The sequence below is a fragment of the Pseudomonas parakoreensis genome (assembly GCF_021602155.1).
GTDB lineage: Bacteria > Pseudomonadota > Gammaproteobacteria > Pseudomonadales > Pseudomonadaceae > Aquipseudomonas > Aquipseudomonas parakoreensis.
Genome location: NZ_BQHY01000004.1, coordinates 331,386 through 353,181, shown reverse-complemented (window position 1 = coordinate 353,181; position 21,796 = coordinate 331,386). Strand labels below are relative to the sequence as shown.

The window sequence follows — 21,796 nt, the reverse complement described above, 5'->3', positions numbered from 1 at the left end:
CCTTGCCCCACACTGATCCAACGGATGGCGGCATGCTTCAGGTTCAAGGCGTTTTCAAAAGTTATCTCACTCCCCAAGGCTCATTGCCCGTGCTGCAAGGCGTCGACCTGACACTCGAACCCGGCGGCAGCCTGGCGCTGATGGGCGAATCCGGCAGTGGCAAAAGCACTTTGCTGCACCTGATCGCCGGCCTCGACAAGGTGGATCGCGGCAGCATCCACAGCGGCGAGCATCGGCTGGAGCAGATGAACGAAGCGCAACTGGCCGACTGGCGCCGCACGGAAATCGGTCTGGTGTTCCAGCAGTTCAACCTGATCGGCAGCCTGCGGGTCGAGGACAATCTGGCGTTTCAGGCGCGTCTGGCCGGGCGCCATGACCCGCGCTGGCAAGCGCATCTGGTGCAGCGTCTGGGTTTGGGTGATTTGCTCAAGCGTTATCCCGAACAACTGTCAGGCGGCCAGCAGCAGCGGGTTGCTTTGGCCCGGGCGTTGGCGTCGCGACCGAAACTGCTGCTGGCCGACGAACCCACCGGCAGCCTCGACGAAGCCACCAGCGATGAAGTGCTGCGCCTGTTGCTGGAGTTGCTCGACGACACGCCGACCACGCTGCTGATGGTCACGCACAGCCCACGCGTGGCGGCGCGACTGGCGCAGCGGGTGGTGTTGTCCAAGGGCCGTCTGACGTGAACGTGTTCTGGCAAACCCTGCGTGCGCTGCTCAGCCATTGGCGGCGGCATCCGGTGCAGTTCTTCAGTGTGCTGACGGGATTGTGGCTGGCCACCAGTCTGTTGACCGGCGTCGAGGCGCTGAACAGTCAGGCCCGCGACAGTTACGCCCGGGCGAGCCAGATGATTGGCGGCGAACCGCAGGCCAGCCTTGCTACGCCCAATGGCGCGACGTTTACCCAGCAATGGTTCGTTGACCTGCGCCGCCAGGGCTGGCCGGTCTCGCCGCTGTTGCAGGGGCGGCTGGCGCTCAAGGATCACCCGGATCAGCGCCTGCAGCTGATGGGCATCGAACCGGTGTCGCTGCCGGTGGATTCCGCCGTGGCCGGACAGGCGATGCCGATCGAGCGCATCGTCGCGTTCTTCTCGCCGCCGGGCGTTACGTGGATTTCGCCTGAGACCTTGCAGGCCCTGAACCTCAGCGAAGGCGCAACACCCCAGGCCGTCAACGGCCAAAACCTGCCGCCGCTGCAGGTACAAAAGGACATGGCGCCGGGCGTGTTGCTGGTGGACATTGGCGTCGCGCAGAGTCTGCTGGAGCAACCCGGGCAAGTGTCACGCTTGTTGCTGCCCAAGGATTTTCACGCCGAGTTGCCGGCCGCGTTCAATGGCCGGTTGCAGCTCAAAAGCAGCGCCGAGGAAAACAATCTGGCGCGCCTGACCGAGAGCTTCCACCTGAATCTTGATGCCTTGGGATTTCTCTCGTTCGTGGTCGGGCTGTTCATCGTGCACGCGGCCATCGGTCTGGCGCTGGAGCAGCGTCGTGGCCTGCTGCGCACCTTGCGTGCCTGCGGGGTCGGTGCGCGGATGCTGATCGGCAGCCTGATCGTCGAACTCGGTGTGCTGGCGTTGATTGGCGGGGTGTTCGGAGTCGTCAGCGGTTACTGGCTGGCGAGCGTATTGCTGCCGGATGTCGCCGCCAGCCTGCGTGGTTTATACGGCGCGGAAGTGGCGGGGCAGTTACGCCTGAGTCCATGGTGGTGGTTCAGCGGTATTGGTCTGAGTCTGTTCGGCGCGTTGCTGGCCGGCGCCAACAGTCTGTTGCGGGCGGTACGTTTGCCGCTGTTGGCGGTGGCGGACCCACAGGCCTGGCATCAGCAACATGCGCGCTGGTTGCGCCGTCAGGGTTGGCTGGCGGTGCTATTGGGCGTAATCGCGCTGCTGGCGCTGCTGTTCGGCGACAGCCTGAGCAGTGGTTTTGTGTTGATGGCCGGGTTGCTGCTCGGTGCCGCACTGGCGTTGCCGGTGGTGCTCAGCGCGGTGCTCAATCGATTGCTTGGGCGCAGTCGTTCGGTGCTGGGTCAGTGGTTTCTTGCTGATTGCCGCCAACAGTTACCGGCACTGAGTCTGGCGCTGATGGCGCTGTTGCTGGCGCTGGCGGCAAACATCGGCGCGGGCAGCATGACCGCCGGTTTTCGCCAGACCTTCAACGACTGGCTCGAACAACGCCTGAGTGCCGAGCTGTACCTCAACCCGGTGAATCCGGCGCAATCGCGCGAGATGTACGTCTGGCTCAAACAACAGCCGAACGTCAGCGCGGTGCTGCCCAACTGGCAAGTCGCGGTGACCCTGCAAGGCTGGCCGGCTGATGTCTTCGGGGTGATCGATCATCCTTATTACCGGCAGCACTGGCCATTGCTCGAGGCGATCGCCGGTGATCCGTGGGCGCACCTGGCGACGGACGATGCGGTGATGCTCAGCGAACAACTGGCGCGACGGCTGAAGGTTCGCGCGGGGGATCATCTGAGCGTGCCGACGCCGGGCGGGCCGTGGTCACCACGCATCGTCGGCATCTACGCCGATTACGGCAATCCCAAGGGCCATCTGTTGGTCAACAGCAACCACCTGCTGCGCCTGTGGCCGACGCTGACGCCGAACCGTTTCAACCTGCGTATCGCGCCGCCCGACATCCCGTGGTTTTTGACCGCGCTGCAAACGCGCTTTCAGCTCGATGATAGCCGCATCGTGGATCAGGCGCGGCTCAAGGGCTGGTCGGTGCAAGTGTTCGAACGCACTTTCGCCGCCACCGCCGCGCTCAACAGCCTCACTTTGGCGGTGGCCGGTGTGGCGCTGTTCATCAGCCTGCTGACCCAAAGCCAGAGCCGTCTCGGGCAACTGGCGCCGCTGTGGGCCTTGGGCGTGACGCGCCGGCAGTTGATGCTGCTCAACCTCGGCCAGACCTGGTTGCTCGCGCTGCTGACGCTGGTGCTGGCTTTGCCGCTGGGGATCGCGTTGGCGTGGTGTCTGGACGCGGTGATCAATGTGCAGGCATTCGGCTGGCGCTTACCGCTGCGGATCTTCCCGCTGCAACTGCTGCAATTGATGGGATTGGCGTTACTGGCGACCTTGCTGGCCTCGGCGTGGCCGCTGTATTCGTTGTACCGCACGCAACCGGCGGATCTGCTGAGGACGTTTGCCCATGAGGATTAACCGGGTTGCGCTGCTGTTCGCGCTGCTGCTGTTGGCCGGTTGCGATCAGCCTGTGCCTGAGCAGAAGGGCTTCGCCGGACTTGGCGATCAGGCTGCGCAGTTCACCGCTGTGGTGCCGGGGCGGGTATTCAGCTTCCCGGCGGATCACGGCGCCCACGATGGATTTCGTATCGAGTGGTGGTACGTCACCGCCAATCTAAAGGATCAGCAGGGCCACGATTTCGGTGTGCAATGGACGCTGTTTCGCAGCGCCCTGAAACCTGCGCCAGAGCAATCGGGCTGGGCCGGCCAGACGATCTGGCTCGGGCATGCCGCGGTGACGTCGGCTACCGCGCACCATGCTGCCGAGCGCTATGCCCGGGGCGGAGTGGGGCAGGCCGGGGTGAACGTGGCGCCGTTCGAGGCGTGGATCGATGATTGGCGCTTCGCCAGCGAGGCGCAGGATCCGCTGACGGATGTGCAACTCAGTGCCCGCGACAAAGCCTTCAGCTATCAACTGCACCTCACCTCCAGCCGACCGCTGGTGTTGCAGGGCGACAACGGCTTCAGCCGCAAATCCGCACAGGGCCAGGCCTCGTACTACTACAGTCAGCCGTTCTTTCAGGCCAGCGGCACCCTGCAAATCGACGGCCAGACCTACACCGTCAGTGGCCCGGCATGGCTGGACCGTGAGTGGAGCAGCCAGCCGCTGGCGGCCAATCAGACCGGCTGGGACTGGTTTTCCCTGCATCTGGACAGCGGTGAATCGCTGATGCTGTTTCGCACCCGACAAACCGATGGCGCACCGTATCTGACCGGCACCTGGATCAACGCCGACGGCCAGACTGAAACCTTGCACGCTGAGCAGATCAAACTCACGCCGCAAAACACCGCAAAAGTTGCCGGGCACACGATGCCGGTGCGCTGGTCGATCAGCATTCCCGACAAACACCTCGACATCAGTCTCGACGCGCTCAACCCCAAGGCTTGGATGAACCTGCGCATTCCTTATTGGGAGGGCCCGGTGCAGATCAGCGGCAGCCATGGCGGGCGCGGCTATCTTGAAATGACCGGATACTGACTGCTGATTGCCATTCATGTAGGAGCTGCCGAAGGCTGCGATCTTTTGATCCTGTTTGTAAAAATCAAAGTCAAAAGATCGCAGCCTGCGGCAGCTCCTACAGGGATTGGGTTGAACTCCGTTTCATTGCGCAGCCTCTACAAACTATTACCCGTGGAGGATTAGCCATGAGCGACGACCTGCAACCCCCAGACCTCAGCACCTGGCAGCGCCTGTTCGACGATCAGACCTACTGGCAGCAGTCCCCCGACGCTCATTATTTCGACCTGCAACGCATCGCCGACGATCTGCTCGGTCAAGGCGCGATCGATCTGGAGCAGTGGCAGATCCTGCGCGCCAAGGCCGATGACCTGCACAAGAATTCGCCCGCCGCGAATGTCGCCAATGAACTGGATGACCCTGACGCCTGAGGAGCACTCCCATGAAACCCGTATCCCCCAGTGAACATCCCGATGAACCCCGGCCACCGGGAGAGACCGAGCGCGATAACGACGCCCTGCGCCCGACCGACCCCAAGCAACGCAAGGACAGCGGCAAGGGCACCGCCAGTGGCGAATCCACTGCGCAAGAGACTGCTGCGGCAGAATCGAAAGCCAAGCCCTGAACAGCGTCTATGCTCAGTGGCACATTCGGCGCCAAACACGCGTTGGCGCCAGTTGCTGCCATTCACTACAGGGAAAGTACCGCTTATGAAGCTCCACGCTCTGGCCAAGGCCATCACCCTTGCAACCGTTCTGTCCGCCACCAGCTTCGTTGCCATGGCGGCGGACATTCCGCTGTCCGCCACCATCGAGGCCGATCAGGTCACCACCAAAGTGCTGGCCGTTGATGCGGCCAACCATCAGGTCGTGCTCGAAGGTGCAGAAGGTCGTCAGGTTCACGTCCAGCTCAGCGACAAGGCGAAAAACCTCGCCAACCTCAAGGTCGGCGACCTGGTAAAACTCGAAGTCCAACGCTCGGTGGCGGCTTACCTCGATACCGATGTGGATAAAGGTCTGCCTGGCACCGTCGAGCGTAGCGGCGAGCTGCGCAAGGCGCCGGGCAGCGAAAACCCGGGCGGCGAGGCTTATCGCCAGATTCAGGTGCAACTGAAAATCACCAAAATTGATTTGAAGAATAATCAGGTGACCCTGGAAAACCCGCAGGGTCAGTCGAAAACCCTCGACGTGAAAAAGCCTGAAATCCAAGTCAAGCTGAAAGATCTGAAAGTAGGGCAGAGCGTAGTTGTCACTTATACCGATGTATTAAAAGTGACCAGTCAGCATGAAAGCTGAGTATTAACTCTACAAGATGATTGTTCTTGTACAAATTATTGTATGAGAACAATCATCTGAAATGAGCTGAGCCGTGCTTTGAAAGTTTCACGAAAGGATTTCGTCGATAAATATCTATTAACTTATTCGTACATAAAATTTACCTTTGTGTATGACGACATATCCGCCAACTTCTATTAAAATCCTTCCCGTTCGCCCAGTGTCAGGGCTCTTTACCGGTGCATGGATTGCCAGGCCATTACACTGGGCGAACACCTCTTCGGAGCGGATGTATACAATTTCAGATTAAAAAAGGGCGACTTTGCGGTCGCCCTTTTTGTGTTCATGATCAAACCGATGCTTGCTTTTCAAAACGTTTGAGAGTGGCCTCGTACATTCTGGTACGACGGTGGTTTTTGCCGTAGGTGCCGGCGGCAGCGACGGTGCCTGCCTGGATGTGATCCAGATAGCGGAAAATCTTGCGCGGTGACAGCAGCTTGATGCCGAAGCCCAAAGCGACCATTCGATCCTGCAGGGTATAACCGGGAACTCGGTCATCCATGCAAAAGTGCAGTCCCTGAGACTTCATCAACCTGGCGTTCCACAACGTGCAAAAACTTTTGAGGTGAGTTTCCCGATAAGGTTTCGGCTCTTTACTGCGCAAACCCAATGCCGTTTTCGCCCGGCGAATATAGTGTTTGCAAAAACGCGAAGTTAGTCGCCAAGTGTCTCTGACAATCCCGCGATTGATTTGCTCGACACACCCGACTGCAGCAATGTCTGCAGACTTTGCGCACTCACGCAGCATCATCGCGAAGACTTCCTTGTCGTAGACAAAAGTGTCGGTGTGCAGCAGAAACAGATAGTCGGTTTCAACTTTTTCCAGCGCCAGATCCAACGCCTTGCCATGGGCGATATGTCCCGCTTCTTTGCCGGGGGAGGAGCGTTCGATCAGATTGATCCAGTCCAGCGAGCGCAAATAATCCAGACTGGCGTCGGCAGAATCATTGTCCACCACCCAAACCGGAATGCGCTGCGCCTGAACGTGCTGACGCAACAACTCCAGGCACATCCGGGTGATGTCCGGGGTTTTGTAATTTACCAATACAAGACTGAAATTCGGCTGCGTAACGGCTGGTAAATCAAACTGGCTCATTCGGGAAGCTCATCCGCGGTTGATCGGCGACAGGTGTCTCTCGGGCCGGGATGCTAGCGACGCAAGCTTAGTTGAAGCTTAATTTGCTGTTCAGGAAGTGAGGCGAGGTGTTTCGAGACACGACATCTCGCGCACGACGCAAGCCGGCCCACAGGCTAAACTGCGTGCTCCTCGGATGCGTCAAGGAAGAAACGGCACCTGCCGTCGCCCCACGGATGAAACCACTTTCCCTCTATCACCCGGCCCTGTACTGGCTGCGCGTGTGGCAAAAAAGACTGTTCCGCCAGATCGCCTGGCACTGCTCCAGCAAACGCTACGCACGCCTTGTGGCCGGCGCTGACCGTCTGCCATTTCGCTACCTCAAACACACCTCGAAACTCATCCGCAAACTCGGCGACTCCGACCTCGCCCTGCAACACAACAAAGTCATCAACCTGAAACTCGCCGTCGCCGCCATCGACGGCCTCATCATCGCCCCCGGCGAACACTTCTCCTTCTGCCGCCTCGTCGGCCGCCCAACCCGCAAACGCGGCTACGTCGAAGGCATGGAACTGTCCTTCGGCGAAGCACGACGCGGTGTCGGCGGCGGAATCTGCCAACTGAGCAACCTGATCCACTGGATGGCGATTCACTCGCCGCTGGTCGTTGTTGAACGCTCCAACCACAGCTTCGATCCATTCCCGGATGAGGGGCGAGTGCTGCCATTCGGTTCCGGTGCGGCAATTTTCTACAACTACGTTGACCTGGTACTGCACAATTCGACGGATCGGACTTTTCAGTTGAAGTTGAATGTGGGGGACACGCAGCTGGAGGGCGAGTTGTTGTGCGATCAGGTGCGGGCGTATCGGTATCACGTGTTTCAGGAAGGGCATCGGTTTGTGCGGGAGGGGGAGCGGGTCTATCGGGAGAATGAGAGCTGGCGGGAGGTGAGGGAGAAGGGGCAGGTGGGGGAGTTGGTGGAGCGGGTGAGGTTGTATCGGAATCGGGTGGTGGTTAAGTATGAGGTGGCGGAGGAAATGGTGGAGAGATGATCGCTATACCGTAGATGGTGAAAAAATCATTTAATGGGCGGCGAGACTCCGTATGCGAAGTGTGGTCGTGTAAAAGGAGACGGGCTTATTTCAATCTCTTTTGATTAGAGTTGGAAAATAAATCTGACACCTTTCGTTCATCAACTTTTCTGAGCTGGATACGTATCACCCATGATCGTAATTGACATTTCATCTGATTTTACATCTTTTATGCTATTTATAACTAGTTCAGGTATTTCTGATTTTTGAAATAGAAATAAAAAAGCTCGAAATAAAGACAATCTTTTATAAGGCTGGCCGCTAAATAGTGATGGGTTTTTAAAATTTTATCAAAGGTTGGGTAATTTATCTTTTCAAGCTCTGGAATGTCCGTGTAGCCTTGCTTAGAGTCGTCAATTTTGCATTCGATAATAAATGAGTTTGCGTGTTTGATGAATTGCTCCGGAAACTCATCGTTGTTTATCGTTATTTCGTATTTTTTTGTTTTCCGCCCCCTTTTGCCGAGATTTATTTTTTAATTTGTTGGTTCTAATTGTTTAGCTGAATTTTTTCTTAAGTTTTTCTAGCGTTATGTCTAGATTAAGCTCTTCCACCTGTTTTTGTGTAGCGCACCAAGAAATGATAAAGGCGGCAGCGTCTTTAAATGGCAATGTGACGTGGCTATCCATAAATTCAAAAGCAATTCCATCTTTCAGGTATTCAGGGATATTTTCTGGATCTTCGTCCGTGCTTATATATATCCCAGACATTTCTATGCCAAAGCCATGCGATTTAATTAGGCTTTCTAAAGCTTTTGGCAAAAAACTAGAGTTTTGTAAGGATGATGACTCCAGTAAGTCTAGTAGACAATTGTTGACTATGCCGCGTTGCTTTTCTGAAAGCTGTTCTATGGTCATCATCTATTTCATCGTTGGGTGAAAATTTTTGGCGGTTGTTAGTGTTTCATCTAGGTAGATCCTAAATGTTATACTGTCGTGAGATGCGCTATACATTCGATTACCACTAGCTCGCGCCTGCTTGGTGGGAAAGGGGACGGATTTATTTTATGAAAAGAGGCTTTGCAAAAGGAATGTTTTCAATCTCTATTGATTAAAAGGGGGCGGGCTGCAAAATAAATATTTCCTCTTTAATTGGTTCGCTTTAATCACGTTAACCTAGAGTAGGGATTCAAAGGGTGGGGTAATATTAGATGAAGGCTTTTGGTGTTTTTCCGCTTGCTCATATGTTGGTTGGGTGGATGGATATTTCTTTTGCAATAATATCTACGAATATGGGCAGGATAATTTTTTTTTGCTCAATAGAAATTAATATTATCGCATCCCCAATTTTTAATACACCGCAACCGTCGTCCTCAATAGCGATTAACTCTCCTGTGATGTATGTGAATCCTAGATTGAAGGATATAGAAGGTGCGTTTTTTGTGGAGGGAATCAAGTTTTCACCCCAAATGAACTCATCATCTATATTGATTTCGATATCAAGTTTTTTATTTGCTTTAGGGGGTGAGTCTTTACATACTGACAAGCCTTTTCCATAGGGCGTTGAATATTCGACAAGTATTTTATTGTGCGTGCTTTTAACTATGCTTGCTATCGTAATAACCATTTATTTTATTTCTGGTAGTGCTCGTATTACAGTGTTGTCGATATTCATTACATATTTATCAGATCTAGTTGGGTGATATCACCCTGACAGTTGGGCTCATATTTTCAGGTCGAAAAATGGGGGCAAGCCGGAAGATAAATCTGTTCCCTTCCGGTTGGCCAGTAACCTGACGTTGGGTGTATTTACTGGGTGCAATCACTGGTATGAACGCAGTCATGATCATCCATATAGATTAGGACTTTTAAATTGTTGTCGGCTATCCAGAATGGAAACCCAGTCGTTTCGGAAAATAGCATTTTAAGATCTGCAGAGGTTTCTAGCTTCCAAGCATGAATCTTACTGTCTTGAACTATTAGGAACGGTTTTTCAAAATTTTGGAGCCTGTCGACTTTTTTCCAGAATTCTGGATCGTGTTTTTTTTGAGTGTTCTTCAAGTGGTAAGGGTCGAGACCCTTTGTTTCAGGGAAAAAAAATAATGTTGTTAGCCTGGTGATTAATTTAGATAGTTCATCGTCGCATAGTTTCTCATGCGCTAAGGACTGCTCTGCCAATGTTGAGTCTATTTCTTTTTCTAGGTAGTTCATTGAGGGTCTCCAATTCTCGCGCGTGATACAGGCACGGATTCTAACAAAATATGTCCTCTAACAGCCCCACCTGTACCCCGTTTGCCAGGCGTTTGATACCCGACATGAGGGTCTGCAGGACCGTCGGTGGATGGAACGAGACGAGGATCATCGATGTTCACCTCTGCACCCTTATTTTTGCCCTCTAGTACGCGCCATTCCGTAGGATAAGATTTTCCGTATTGGTCTTTACCCCACTTGGTAACTGTAAATTCATTTTTTGGTACGCCAGTTCGAGTAAATGCCTCGTCTAATCCTTTATGCATCTGCTGATACGACGTTCCTGGCGTATGTCTCCAGTCGAGGTCAACCTCTGAATTGAATTTCCATGTCCCACCTGGAACCGGTTGTGGGCAATTTGTTGGACCACTGGCCAAGCCTAGAGGATCCACCCACCCCGTAGGGTTAGGCACGTACTGATAGTTGTTCAACCCGCCCGCAAGCTTGATCGGATCCGGCGTCAAAAACCGCCCAGTGCCCGGATTGTAGTAGCGGTGCCGGTTGTAATGTAACCCCGTCTCGGCGTCGAAATACTGACCCTGGAAGCGCAGCGGATTATCGATCTCGCTGACGTCCAGCGCGGCGAGGTTGCCGTAGGCGCGGTACTTCGCGGACCACATGATCTCGCCACTGTAGTCGGTGAGTTCCTGCGGTGTGCCCAGATGATCGAGTTGGTAGTAAAACGGCGTGGCTTTGCGCGGGCCTTCGCCATCGAGCATCGCCAATGGACGGAAGCTACCGGGCTCATAGATGTAGCTGCGGTAGCGGTTTTCGGCGCTTTCAGCGATCAGACGTTCGCCTTGCCACAGGAATTCCGTGGTGTGACCGTCGACGGTTTTTTCGATGCGTCGGCCGAAGGCGTCGTATTTGTAGGATGCGGTACTGCCGCCCGGCAGGCTTACGCCGATTAGGCGGTGCTGGCAGTCGTAGCGGTATTCGGTGACGAGTTTCTGGCCGGTACCACGGCGTTCGCGGATCAGGTTGCCGTAGGCATCGTAGTCGTAATGGCGGTCACCTTGCATCAGCAGGCGGTTGCCTTTGACGTTGGAGAGGTTGGCTGTGCCTTCGTTGTTCTGGCCCAGCAGGTTGCCCGCCGGATCGTGGGCGAAGCTTTCCGGTGTCGTGCCGCGTACGCTAATGAGCCGATCAAGTGGATCGTAATGGTAGCTGCGATTGCCTTTACGGCTATCGTCGATGCCGGCGAGGTTGCCGTTGGCGTCGTAGTTGTAGCGGCGCTGGAACAGGTTCTTGTCTCGCTGGCCGACTGTATGCGCTTGCAGGCGGCCCTGTTCGTCGTACTGGTATTGGCTGAGCAGCAGACCTTGTTGGCGTTGCTGTTCGCGACCGGCGCTGAACTGGTGGCTGGTCAGGCGGGAGCCGTTGAGGTCGATGCTGCTCAGGCGTCCGCCGGACAGGTGATGGTAGTCGAGTGTGCTGCCATCGGGTAGGCGACAATGGCTCAGCTGGCCGACGCTGTCGTACTCGTAGCGCAGGGTGCCCCAGCCTTGGTGTTCCTCGATGAGGCGGTCTTGCAGGTCGTACTTGTAGGCGAGCGGCCAGTGACCGTCGTCGACGTTTACTAGGCGGCCGAGGGCGTCGTAACTGTAGTGAATCTCCTCGCCATCGGCGAGGGTTTTTACCAGCAGACGGCCAGCGGCGTCGCGTTGATACTCGGTAACGAGTTCGCTGCCGTCATCACCGAATTCGGTTTTCTTCAGCAACTGGCCGTTGAGGTCGTATTCGTAGGCCGTGCGGCGACCGTCGAAGCCGGTTTCCTGTTGGATCAGGCCGTTCGAGTAGTAATCGAGATGGTAATGTTCGCCGCGCTCGTTTTCGATGTCGGTGAGCAACAGACGCGAGTTGTCGTAGCGGTAGCGCAGTTGGCTGCCGTCCGGATTGATGCGGCGGCTGACCAGGTGCAGGTTGTCCGCATACTCATATCGCGTAACGCGACCGAGTTCGTCGCGTTCGGCGGTGACGTTGCCATAGGCGTTGTAGGTGAAGGCACGTGTTGCGCCGCCCGGCAGCGTGACTTGTGCCAGGCGGTTGGCCGCATCCCATTGGTAGTGGGTGATGGCGCCGGATTCTTCCTGACGGGTGATCTGCCGACCCAGTGCGTCGTAGCGATACTTGCGCTGACCGCCGTCCGGCAGGCGTTCTTCCAGTAACTGCCCGAGGTTGTTCCAGCCGAGTTGATGGCGGCTGCCGTCGGGGTGGCGGATCTCCAGCAAGCGACCTTGGGCGTCGTAGCTGTATAGCGTGGCATTGCCGTTCGGGTCGATTTGCTGGGTGATGTCGCCCTGACGGTTGCGTTGGTACTTCCAGCTGGCTTTGCCGCGATGAACATCGCTGACGAAACCATTGATGTATTCATACGTGGTCGCTTCGTCTTCCGGCGGGATGACGGCAGTCATCAGTCCGTTGTCGTCGTACCGGTATTCGGTGACGGCACCCAAAGGATCCTTTTCCGCGATCAACTGACCTTTGTCGTTGTAGGCCTTCAGATGTTCGGCGCCGTCCGGGTCGACCTTGCTGATCAGTCGCGCCTGGTCGTCGTGGGTGTAGACCTCTTCGCTGCCATCGGCGTTGGTTACCGTTACGCTGCCTTTGTCATCCCAGGCGTAATGCGCTTCCATCTGCGAGAAGTTGGCCCAGTGACGGATGCAGCGAGACAGTTTGCCTTCGTTCTCCCACTCCCAATAGAAGGCCGCGCCGCCCGCCAGTTGCCGCTCCAGAATCACGTGCTGTTCGTTGTAGCGATAGCGCTCGGCTTCGCCGGCCGCGTTCTTCGCTTCGATCAGACGGTGCTGTGCGTCATAGCTGTACGTCACCAGCGTTTGAACGGTGTTCCAGGTATCTTCCAGGTTGTCCGCCGGCAGGAACTGTTGATAGTCCACAGCGATAATGTGTTTGCGGTCATAGCGCAGCAACAGGGCGCGACCGGCACCGTTATCGAGGCGCTTGATTCGACCGTGGATATCGCGCGTGACGTGCAGCCGATTGCCATAGCTGTCGCTGATGGCGATCAGGGTGGCGCCTTTGCTGTTGAAGCGGAAGTGGTAGAACGATGGGCGTTTACCTGCCTGTGCCAGAACCAGTTCGGCGGGATCGTCACCGAGAAAAATGGCGGCTCGTGAGAGAGTGTTGGTGATTGCTGGACGTTTTTCTGTTGGGAGAGGGAAGGGCGTTGCGCGGTTTTCGTGGTCGGTCCAGATGACTTCGTCGTCACTGATCTCGAGGCGATGCGCCAGCGCATGGCTCCAGCCATAACCCAGGCCACAATCGATTTCCACTGCACTGGTTCTGTACAGGCGGGTCCACTCAAACGGCAGCAGACCATCCAGTTGACCATCGGTCAGCGTCAGCAACTCTTCACCGGTAACCATCGAAACCGGGCATTTGTCGACTCGTGTGCAAGACACGGGCTCCGCGCTTTTGTTGGCGGGCGTCGTGGCTTGTCTTGAAGCATCGTCCCCGTGCGCCCCAGTACCTAGGCGAGCGTTTGTCTTACCATCGAATCGAACTTGCACTACGCCTTGTTTAACTTGCCTTCCAATACCGCGCGCGGCCACTGGAACATACTTGGTAACGTATGCCATGAAGCCTTTAATAATTTCAAAGATTGACTTAACAAAATTAACAACGGCTTTAAGGACGATTTCTCCGTATTTCTTGATTCGTGCGACGAGATAAATCAGCCCCGTGCCTTCGGCTGCCACTGTCAAAACGATGGAAATGACGATGTCGATGGCAATACCCACGACAGCCGCTGTAGTCATCTTTGCGGCATCGCCTGCGGTTTTCATCGGTGGCAAGCTGGCCAGCCAGATAATCGCAGTGTGCATCATGAGAAAAAGCGCTGCTTCGTCACTGGCTAAAAGCATGGCTTTTTTCATGACATCAGGGGCGGTTTTTGCTACATCAATTAGCTCTTGCGCACCTTCGCCTAATTTTTTTCCAAATTTGCCAGGATCCTGAAGGATATCGAGGACAAGTTTGATTCCATCCCAAACGCCTTTAATTGCCTCCCATCCACCGTCAAGGATGCCGCTACCGACGGCCATGACCGTACCTGAAAGAGAAAGGCTCGACCATTGCTGCCGATATCCCCCAGGCCCCGTCCATTTGTTGCGCAGAAAACCTTCGAGTTCGCTGTTAAGTCCCTTGTATGAGTCGAACAGCGTATCGATCTGCGCAGGTGTCACTTCGTTGTGAACGCGGATGATGTAATTTTTTCCCGGCACACCACCTGACCAACTACCTTTACCTTTAGCATCGAGTTTGACTTTGTGGATAGCGCCGCCATCCACTGCAACGACCTCAACTTCGATATCGCCCAGAGGAATGTCGTAAAGCGATTCGAACTTGCTCTCGATTAGCAAAGGACCTTTCAATGGGCATTGAGCCACAACACTGAAATTGTCATCAGTCATGCTTACCGCAGTCGATGATCCGCCTGCTTTGAGAATTCGCTCCATTCCCAACAGGGAGGGTTTATTGGTTTTATGGCTGACTTCATCAGCCAGACTTGCATACCAGGAATGGGTTTGCTTCTGGTAAATCGTCAGGCTGTTTTTGAAGTTCTTCAGTTGGTTGTCAACGAAGGCAATGCGTTCCTTTGCGATCATCAGCCTTGCTCCAGAATCAGGTGGTTTAACAGTGCTTCTTTAAGGTTTTTCGGCGCATCCGGGCGGCGCACGAAACGGCTGACTTTCAGCTTCAGGTTGTTCTCAGGCCAAGCGTTGTAAACATCCGGGCGGTCTTCTTCCAGCCACTGCATCAGGTTGCTGATCAGTGTCGTCGGGTTCTCCTTGGCTAATCCATCCAACAACTCCTTCGGCACCTCCCACCACGGCCAATCCTTCACCTTCGGCAACACCCGCGTCCCAACCTCCAGCGTCTGCCCGTTAATCAGATACCGTTCAAACACCGGCAGTACTTCCCCAGCCTTCTCCCCAAGCCCATGCAGAATCGGGTAAATATGCCGCCCATCCCAGAAGCGGAAAAAAACCTCAGTCCCGTCCGGCATCTTCACCTGTGTCAGGCTGCGCAGGTGCTCGAACACCTCGTTCGGTTCGGCGCGTGAGACGGCCAGCCAGCCCCAGTCGAGGGCGTCGGTTTCGGCGATCCACGGCAGGAATGCCGAGTTCGGTTTGAGTTCGGTGACGTAGGGCATCACCGGTTGCCAGGTGGAGTAGGGCGTGCCGCCCCAGATTGGCAGGAGCTGGGCGGTGGGTTCGGTCAGGTACAGGGTTTTCAGCGCGTCGGCATCGCTCGCTGCGCTGATGATCAGGTACAGGCGTTCACCGCTCTGCAGCGGCTGTTGCGCCAGCCAGTCCTCGGGTGTCAGTCGATCAGATGGCACAGGCACCTGCCTTGCATTTTTCGCATTCTTCGCAGAACGGCGCGTTGCGTTTGAGGGTGTTGATCTGGGCCGGGGTCAGGACCTGGCCGGCTTTGTCGGCGTCGGCCTGTTTCAGCACGCCGGGCATCAGCGGGGCGGCGCCAGTGCCGCTGCCGGGGCTGCCGCCGGAGTTGATGTTGATCGTTGGGCCGCTCAGGGTCACGCCGCCGGCGTCGATCTTGATGAAGCTGCCGCCGCCGACCAGGGTCAGTTCTGCGCCGGCCTCCATCACCACTTTCATGCCGCTGCTGAGGTGGATTTCCTGGCCTGCATCAATGAACTGGCCGGTGCCGATCTTGATGTGCTGGTTGACGCCCACGGTCAGGTGGTCGTTGGCGCGGGCTTCGACTTTGCGGTCTTCGTAGACGGTGTGGTGTTCTTCGGCCTTGAATTCCGTGTAGCTGTTCTGCTCGACAGTGTCGTGGCGTTCGTTGCCGACGCGGATCTTCTGGTCGTGCTCGATGTTCTCATCCCAGTCGCGCTGGGCGTGGAGGAAGATCTGCTCCTGACCTTTCTTGTCTTCGATGCGCAGTTCGTTGTAGCCGCCACCGCCCATGGAACTCAGGGTCTTGAAGGTGCTGCGGGTCTTGTTTGCCGGCAGCTCATACGGGACGGTGTTTTCCTTGTGGTACAGGCAGCCGCTGATCAGCGGTTGATCGGGGTCACCTTCAAGGAAGGTGACCAGCACTTCCATGCCGATGCGCGGGATGGCGATGCCGCCGTACTGGGCGCCGGCCCAGGCGCTGGAGACGCGCAGCCAGCAACTGGTCTTGTCGTCGGCCTGGCCTTCGCGGTCCCAGTGGAACTGGACTTTGACCCGGCCGTACTCGTCGCAGTGAATCTCTTCACCTTTGGGGCCGGTGACCACGGCGCTCTGGCTGCCGAGGATGCGCGGTTTCGGGTGGCGTAGGGGCGGGCGGTTCGGCACGTCCCACGGGGTCGCCTGGAAGCGGTTGCGATAGCCCTGATGGAAATCGTCTTTCAGCGCGGTGGTGTCGCTGGTCACCGACTCTTCGAGCACTTGCGGCTGTTTGCCTTCGTGCAGCACTTCGGTCAGCAGCCACAGGTCATTCCACTTGGCTTTCGGGTGCTCGGTCAGGGCGAGGAAATGGCCGCTGACCAGCAACGGCTGATCACTCTTGCCTTCGGCGAGCTGAAAGTCGCTGCGATGGCGTTCGAGGGCACGTTTGGCCAGGTGTTTGCCGCGCTCGCGGTCGATGAACCGGCCCGGGTAGTCGTAGTCTTCGAGGTCGGGCAGGGCATCGCCACGGTTCTCGCTTTCCAGCGTCAGGCGCGGTTTTTCGAAGTCGTAATCGCGGCGCGTGGTGCGGCTGGTGCGGGTTTCCAAGCGCAGGTCGAAACGTTTGATCACCGGATTGCTGGCGACCATGCCGGAGTCTTGCTGGTAGGCCACAGGCTGGAGTTTCGGGAACACCGTCTGGTCATCACCGAACACCAGCTTGTGCGCCGTGGCGCTGTGCTGGAAGTGGTAGTGGATACCTTCTTCCTCGCACAGGCGCTGGATGAAGTGCAGGTCCGATTCATCGTATTGCACGCAGTAGATGCGCTCGGGATAGATCGAACCGGTCTTGAATTCGTAGGCGTTGCTCTGGATGCCGTGTTCTTCGAGAACCATGCCGATGATTTTCGGCACCGTGAGGTTCTGAAAGATGCGTTGGTTGACGCGATGCGCCAGGTACGACAGTTGCGGGCGCAGGGTTACCGAATAGCGCGTCAGGCGCTTGCCCGAGTCACCTTGCGCGGCGCGGTAGATCTGGCCGTGGATGCCGCTGCCATCGGGCGACAGCTGCAGAAAGGCCGGTTTGTGCAGCAGGGTTTCGAGGTCCAGCGACGGCTGCTCACTGACCAGCTCCACCTCGAACACAAAAGGCTGGCTGATGGCTTCCCGGCCGGTCAGGGTGAATACCTGAAAATCGGCGGAGAGCCCTTCGATGGTCAGGGCAAAGTGGGTTTCATTGGCCGGCGCGAACATCCCTTGTTCCTCGTGCTGTACAGCGGCGTTCGTCGACTACCGCCAGGCGGTTCAACGCACGCGAAATTCTGGAGGGGCGTAAACAACATCGACCAGCAGGGCTGGTCGATGCTTGTAACGATCAGCCGTAATTAAACGACTGGAGCACGCCAGTCATCGGAACCCGAAGTACCGGATACTTCGTGGGTCCAGGTGATTTTGCGGTAGGTGAACTGCACTTCTTCCAGGTGGGTGAAGTGCGAGTTGCCTGGATCCTGGCAGTTGTGCATTTTGTTGTTGATGGCGACGATGATCGCGTCTTCCAGTTTGGTGGTGTAGTAGTGCTCTTGAGTACCTTGAGCAGAAGTACGGTACCACTGGATAACGATTTCGCTCATGCGCTCGCCGGAGGTCAGAGCAGCTTGCAGCAGAGGCGAAGCCTTGTCGTAGACCTTGGTGATGATCACTGGCTTGTGAACGCGCTGACCGGTTGGCTGACCGGATTGTGGGTCACGCGGGATGATCACGTCGTGGCTGAAAGCCTGAACCATGACCTGGTCTTCGTGGCCTTCCTGGTAGGTGTTGCCAACGGAGTCGGCGGTGAAAGCGCCGGCAGTGATCAGGCCTTGTTTTTCGCCGGTAACCGACATGTACGCTGGTGTTGCCATGGGGTGCTCTCCTTGCGGATAAATTTAGGGTGCCCGGGAGGCGAAATCGCCCGGTGGGTGCCTGACTGTTATCAAGGAGCGTGCCAGGTTTGTCGAAGGCCCCGGCAGCCGGGGGTGAAGCGGCTGTAGCCTGCGGTTTTGCCGATGTTTTCATTGAATCGAGATGGAAAGTGCGCAACTTCTTGCGCAGTACTGCGCAAGAAGTTGCGCACTTGGCTGTAAGCCTCTCCGATCAAGGGCTGTAGCGCGACAAGTCACGTTTTTTGCCGGACAAGTGCGCAAGAAGTTGCGCAGTAAGGCCAAGTGCCAGCGTCGAGCGTTTGAAACGATCCACCCAGCGCGACGGTCAATCACTCACGACTGCGCCGCAGGCGTCTGAACATTCCCCACCGCGAGTGAGAACGACATGAAAATCCTGATGGTTTTAACGTCCCACGATCAACTGGGTGATACCGGCAAGAAAACCGGCTTCTGGCTGGAAGAATTCGCCGCGCCGTATTACGTGTTCAAGGATGCCGGCGCGCAACTGACGCTGACCTCGCCCAAGGGGGGCCAGCCACCGCTGGACCCGAAAAGTGACGAGCCCGATGCGCAGACCGCCGCAACCGAGCGCTTTCGCAAGGATTCTGCCGCCCAGTCGGCATTGTCGTCGACAGTCAAGCTGGACACGGTAAAGGCTGCGGATTTCGATGCCGTGTTCTATCCCGGCGGCCACGGCCCGTTGTGGGACCTGGCTGAAGACCGCCATTCGATTGCGCTGATCGAAGCGTTTTACAACAGTGGCAAACCGGTGGCGGCGGTGTGTCATGCGCCCGGAGTGCTGCGCCATGTCAAAGGTGCGGACGGTCAGCCATTGGTCAAGGGTAAGCAGGTGACAGGCTTTACCAACAGTGAAGAGGAGGCGGTAGGGCTGACGGACGTGGTGCCGTTTCTGGTAGAGGATGAGCTCAAGGCCAAGGGCGGGATTTTCTCCAAGGGCGCGGACTGGTCGAGCTACACCCGTGAAGATGGATTGTTGCTGACGGGGCAGAATCCGGCGTCGTCGGAGGAGACGGCTTTCGCGTTGTTGTCACGGTTGCGCTAATAGCAAAAGCAAAAGATCGCAGCCTGCGGCAGCTCCTACAGGGGGAAACACATTCCATCTGTAGGAGCTGCCGCAGGCTGCGATCTTTTGATCTTTCAGCGCGAAAGCGCTGCCAGACACTCCTCAATCGAGCGCCGCTGCGTCTCGGCATACAACCCCAATTCATCAATGGTTGCACGCCCCAGCGCTTGTTCGAATGCCTGGCGGTTCGAGTGTTCGCCATAGTGTGTCTGCGCAGCATCCCCAAGGTTCGACTGAAAAATCCCCGCCGCACTCACTGGCAGAAAATCTTCGTACACCAACGGTTCAGCTTTCACATGGCCTTCGCGGAGCAAATCCTCCAGCGATGTCGATTTGAGGCTGCCCGCTGCCAAGCCTTTTTCCGTGGGGAAATAGCGAAAATACGCCAGCTCCTGTTCACGCATGCCGTCGACGCTGTCAGGAAATTCGCCAAAGTGTTGGGTCATCAGCGTGTTGTAACGTGCGGCGTTGCCTTCGTTGGGAAAGTCGCCCAGTTCATCGCGCGCGGCGTTCAACAAGCGGTCATACAGCGCCCGGCCTTTGGGTGTCAGCGCCGCACCGCGTTGTTCGATTTCGCCGAAACGCGCGCTGTGGCTACCGCGAGTCTCGTGCTGATCGGTGAAAGCGATCGGCTCGTCCAGCGCTTTGAAACTGGTCTGGCGCAACAGGATCGGGCACTTGCGGCGTGGCGGGCCTTCGATCACCGCTTTCGGGGTGATGCCGTGCACCGGCATCTGCGTCTGGACGATATCGATGTCCAGGGTGCGTGGGGTCAGGTGATTGATGTGCGGGCCTTTGAACGCCACCACATCGGCGATCAGACGGTGCTGGGCGCTGAGGGTCTGGTACTGCGCAGCGGTGACGGTGGCGCTGTGATGCCAGCGAAAGGTTTCCAGTGCCTGCAGGACGAATTCCCTGGCTTCATCCTCATTCAGCCCGCCGACGGACTCCGCCCGCTCGATCAGATGCAATGCCGCAGGGGTAAAGATCGAACGCCGGTTCAACACCGATTCGGCAAAACCGCGCAACTCGGGATCTTCGATCAACTCAAGGCGCAGTAATGAGGTGAACACCCGAAACGGGCTGATCTGCAGCGCCGCTTCATGCACCGCGCGAAACGCCGTGGAGTGCACCGGCACACCCGCCGGGGTCAGGTCGTAGTAGCCCACCGGTTGCATGCCCATCACCGCGAACAGGCGCGCGAGGGTCGCGAGCTCTTTGCCGGTGCCGACGCGGATCGCGCCGTGTCGCTCCATGTCCAGGCGCTCGATTTCACCGGTGCTGTCGAGCTGCCGTGCGAGGTCTGGCTGAGCGGCCAGCACTTCACGGTTGGTCTGTTCCACCAATTCCATCAGCGCGCCGTACAACGGCACTTCTTCGCGGTACATGTCGGACATCGCTTTGGAGAAGCGTTGGCGGATCAGGTCTGGGCTGACGAAAGGCTGCACGGTCATGAAAAAAATTCCTGCCACGGTCACGTAAAGGATGGAGGAAAAGATCGCAGCCTTCGCCGACGGCGGCAAACGAAGAATCCTACGAACTTCATTCTGCCAACGACTGATCCACCAGTTCGATCCAGTGCAAAACCTGCGTGCGTCCGGCGCCGGCCAGATGATTCTGGCAGCCGACGTTGGACGTGACGATCAGCTCCGGGCGCCCGCTTTCCAGCGCATTGAGGCGGTTATCGCGCAATTGCCGGGCGAGGGTCGGCTGCGTCAGCGAATAAGTGCCGGCCGAACCGCAACACAGGTGACCGTCCGGCACGGGTGTGAGATTGAACCCGAGGCGGGTCAAGAGCGCTTCGACTGCGCCGCCGAGTTTCAGCGCATGTTGCAGGGTGCAGGGGCAATGCACGGCGATCCGCCGCTGGCGGGCGGCGCACACTTGCTCCAGAGGTTCCTGAGCGAGCAGTTGCACCAGATCCAGCGTTCGCTCACTGATCTGCCGCGCCTTGTCGGCGTAGCGCGGATCCTGCGCCAGCAGATGCCCGTAATCCTTGATGAACGCGCCGCAACCGCTGGCCGTCTGCACGATGGCTTCCGCGCCGTTTTCCAGCTGTGGCCACCACGCGTCGATGTTTTGCCGCGCGCGGTCGAGGCCCTTGGCCTGGGCGTCGAGGTGATAGTCCAGCGCGCCGCAGCAACCGGCCTCGGCCACCGGCGTGACGCTGATCCCTAGTCGATCGAGCACCCGCGCCGTCGCATCATTGGTGTTCGGCGACAGGCCCGGTTGCACGCAGCCTTCGAGCAGCAACACCCGCCGCGCATGGCGTGGGGCGGGGCGTGAGCCGGTTACGGGCGAGCGCTGCGGCAATTTGCTTTCCAACATTCGCGGCAACAAGGGCCGGAATGTTGTACCCAGGCGCAGCAGTCCCTTGAATACGCCCGGATTCGGCGCCAGTGCACGCAAGCCCTCGCGCAACAAGCGCTGGGCGGCAGGGCGGGGCACGGCCTGATCGACCACCGCCCGACCGATATCCAACAGGTTGTGATAGTCAACACCAGAGGGGCAGGTGGTTTCGCAATTGCGGCAGGACAGGCAGCGATCCAGATGCAACTGAGTCTGCTCGGTGGCCGGCGCTCCTTCGAGCACTTGCTTGATCAGATAGATGCGTCCGCGTGGCCCATCGAGCTCATCACCGAGCAACTGATAGGTCGGGCAGGTGGCGTTGCAAAAACCGCAATGCACGCAGGTGCGCAGAATCTTTTCCGCCTCGGCCGCGCGCGGCAGTTGTCGGGATTGTTCGCTGAGGGTGGTCTGCATGG

General features: G+C 57.2%; 18 protein-coding genes. 8 read left to right on the top strand and 10 right to left on the bottom strand.

Going from position 1 to position 21,796, the window contains the following annotated elements; genetic code table 11:
• Positions 1-32: 32 nt before the first annotated feature.
• The 6 genes from L6D63_RS08445 (at position 33) to L6D63_RS08420 (ending at position 5,488) form a co-directional block, all read left to right on the top strand.
• Positions 33-686 carry an ABC transporter ATP-binding protein gene (locus tag L6D63_RS08445; RefSeq protein ID WP_121186176.1) on the top strand — a complete coding sequence of 218 codons (654 nt, stop codon included), beginning with the start codon at positions 33-35 and terminating at the stop codon, positions 684-686.
• Positions 683-3,154 carry an ABC transporter permease gene (locus L6D63_RS08440; protein WP_131671242.1) on the top strand — a complete coding sequence of 824 codons (2,472 nt, stop codon included), beginning with the start codon at positions 683-685 and terminating at the stop codon, positions 3,152-3,154. Before L6D63_RS08445 ends, L6D63_RS08440 begins: the two co-directional genes overlap by 4 nt.
• Positions 3,144-4,214 (top strand): lipocalin-like domain-containing protein, encoded by a 1,071-nt coding sequence (locus L6D63_RS08435; protein ID WP_131671243.1) that lies wholly within the window; start codon positions 3,144-3,146, stop codon positions 4,212-4,214. The genes L6D63_RS08440 and L6D63_RS08435 overlap by 11 nt, the downstream gene beginning before the upstream one ends.
• Before the next feature lie 167 nt (positions 4,215-4,381).
• Positions 4,382-4,624 (top strand): hypothetical protein, encoded by a 243-nt coding sequence (locus tag L6D63_RS08430; RefSeq protein WP_095668849.1) that lies wholly within the window; start codon positions 4,382-4,384, stop codon positions 4,622-4,624.
• An 11-nt stretch (positions 4,625-4,635) separates the two neighbouring features.
• Positions 4,636-4,818 carry a hypothetical protein gene (locus tag L6D63_RS08425; protein ID WP_047293368.1) on the top strand — a complete coding sequence of 61 codons (183 nt, stop codon included), beginning with the start codon at positions 4,636-4,638 and terminating at the stop codon, positions 4,816-4,818.
• A gap of 85 nt (positions 4,819-4,903) precedes the next feature.
• Positions 4,904-5,488, top strand: coding sequence for a hypothetical protein (locus tag L6D63_RS08420; protein WP_131671244.1), 585 nt, complete (start codon positions 4,904-4,906; stop codon positions 5,486-5,488).
• 328 nt (positions 5,489-5,816) lie between these two features.
• On the opposite strand, the gene L6D63_RS08415 is transcribed toward L6D63_RS08420, so the two are convergent.
• The gene (locus L6D63_RS08415; protein ID WP_047293370.1) at positions 5,817-6,623 is read right to left on the bottom strand and encodes a glycosyltransferase family 2 protein; all 807 of its coding nucleotides are present in this window, start codon (positions 6,621-6,623) and stop codon (positions 5,817-5,819) included.
• Between the two features lie 215 nt (positions 6,624-6,838).
• Here L6D63_RS08415 and L6D63_RS08410 point away from each other — a divergent pair, with 215 nt between their 5' ends.
• Positions 6,839-7,654, top strand: a complete 816-nt coding sequence (locus L6D63_RS08410) for a VanW family protein (protein ID WP_236170302.1) — start codon at positions 6,839-6,841, stop codon at positions 7,652-7,654.
• A gap of 536 nt (positions 7,655-8,190) precedes the next feature.
• Here L6D63_RS08410 and L6D63_RS08405 read toward each other — a convergent pair.
• The 7 genes from L6D63_RS08405 to L6D63_RS08375 form a co-directional block, all read right to left on the bottom strand.
• Positions 8,191-8,553: a hypothetical protein gene (locus L6D63_RS08405; RefSeq protein ID WP_131671246.1), complete on the bottom strand. Its 363-nt coding sequence runs from the start codon at positions 8,551-8,553 to the stop codon at positions 8,191-8,193.
• A 319-nt stretch (positions 8,554-8,872) separates the two neighbouring features.
• Positions 8,873-9,259 (bottom strand): hypothetical protein, encoded by a 387-nt coding sequence (locus L6D63_RS08400; RefSeq protein ID WP_131671247.1) that lies wholly within the window; start codon positions 9,257-9,259, stop codon positions 8,873-8,875.
• A 182-nt stretch (positions 9,260-9,441) separates the two neighbouring features.
• Positions 9,442-9,843, bottom strand: a complete 402-nt coding sequence (locus tag L6D63_RS08395) for a hypothetical protein (protein WP_131671248.1) — start codon at positions 9,841-9,843, stop codon at positions 9,442-9,444.
• The gene (locus L6D63_RS08390; protein ID WP_131671249.1) at positions 9,840-14,510 is read right to left on the bottom strand and encodes a polymorphic toxin type 47 domain-containing protein; all 4,671 of its coding nucleotides are present in this window, start codon (positions 14,508-14,510) and stop codon (positions 9,840-9,842) included. Before L6D63_RS08390 ends, L6D63_RS08395 begins: the two co-directional genes overlap by 4 nt.
• The gene (locus tag L6D63_RS08385; protein ID WP_131671250.1) at positions 14,510-15,247 is read right to left on the bottom strand and encodes a DUF4123 domain-containing protein; all 738 of its coding nucleotides are present in this window, start codon (positions 15,245-15,247) and stop codon (positions 14,510-14,512) included. The genes L6D63_RS08390 and L6D63_RS08385 overlap by 1 nt, the downstream gene beginning before the upstream one ends.
• Entirely contained in the window at positions 15,237-17,279 is a 2,043-nt protein-coding gene (locus tag L6D63_RS08380; protein WP_131671251.1) for a type VI secretion system Vgr family protein, read from the bottom strand. The genes L6D63_RS08385 and L6D63_RS08380 overlap by 11 nt, the downstream gene beginning before the upstream one ends.
• A 131-nt stretch (positions 17,280-17,410) precedes the next feature.
• Positions 17,411-17,926, bottom strand: a complete 516-nt coding sequence (locus L6D63_RS08375) for an Hcp family type VI secretion system effector (protein ID WP_003226246.1) — start codon at positions 17,924-17,926, stop codon at positions 17,411-17,413.
• 406 nt (positions 17,927-18,332) lie between these two features.
• On the opposite strand from L6D63_RS08375, the gene L6D63_RS08370 reads away from it, so the two are divergent.
• Complete coding sequence (locus L6D63_RS08370; protein WP_047293379.1) at positions 18,333-19,010, top strand: type 1 glutamine amidotransferase domain-containing protein; 678 nt, start codon at positions 18,333-18,335, stop codon at positions 19,008-19,010.
• A gap of 95 nt (positions 19,011-19,105) precedes the next feature.
• Here L6D63_RS08370 and hglS read toward each other — a convergent pair whose 3' ends face one another.
• Together hglS and glcF are read right to left on the bottom strand one after the other, a co-directional pair.
• Positions 19,106-20,485, bottom strand: coding sequence for a 2-oxoadipate dioxygenase/decarboxylase HglS (gene hglS / locus L6D63_RS08365; protein ID WP_131671252.1), 1,380 nt, complete (start codon positions 20,483-20,485; stop codon positions 19,106-19,108).
• Between the two features lie 88 nt (positions 20,486-20,573).
• A complete protein-coding gene (glcF, locus tag L6D63_RS08360) occupies positions 20,574-21,794 on the bottom strand; it encodes a glycolate oxidase subunit GlcF (protein WP_047293382.1) in 1,221 nt (406 codons plus the stop codon).
• Between the last annotated feature and the right edge of the window lie 2 nt (positions 21,795-21,796).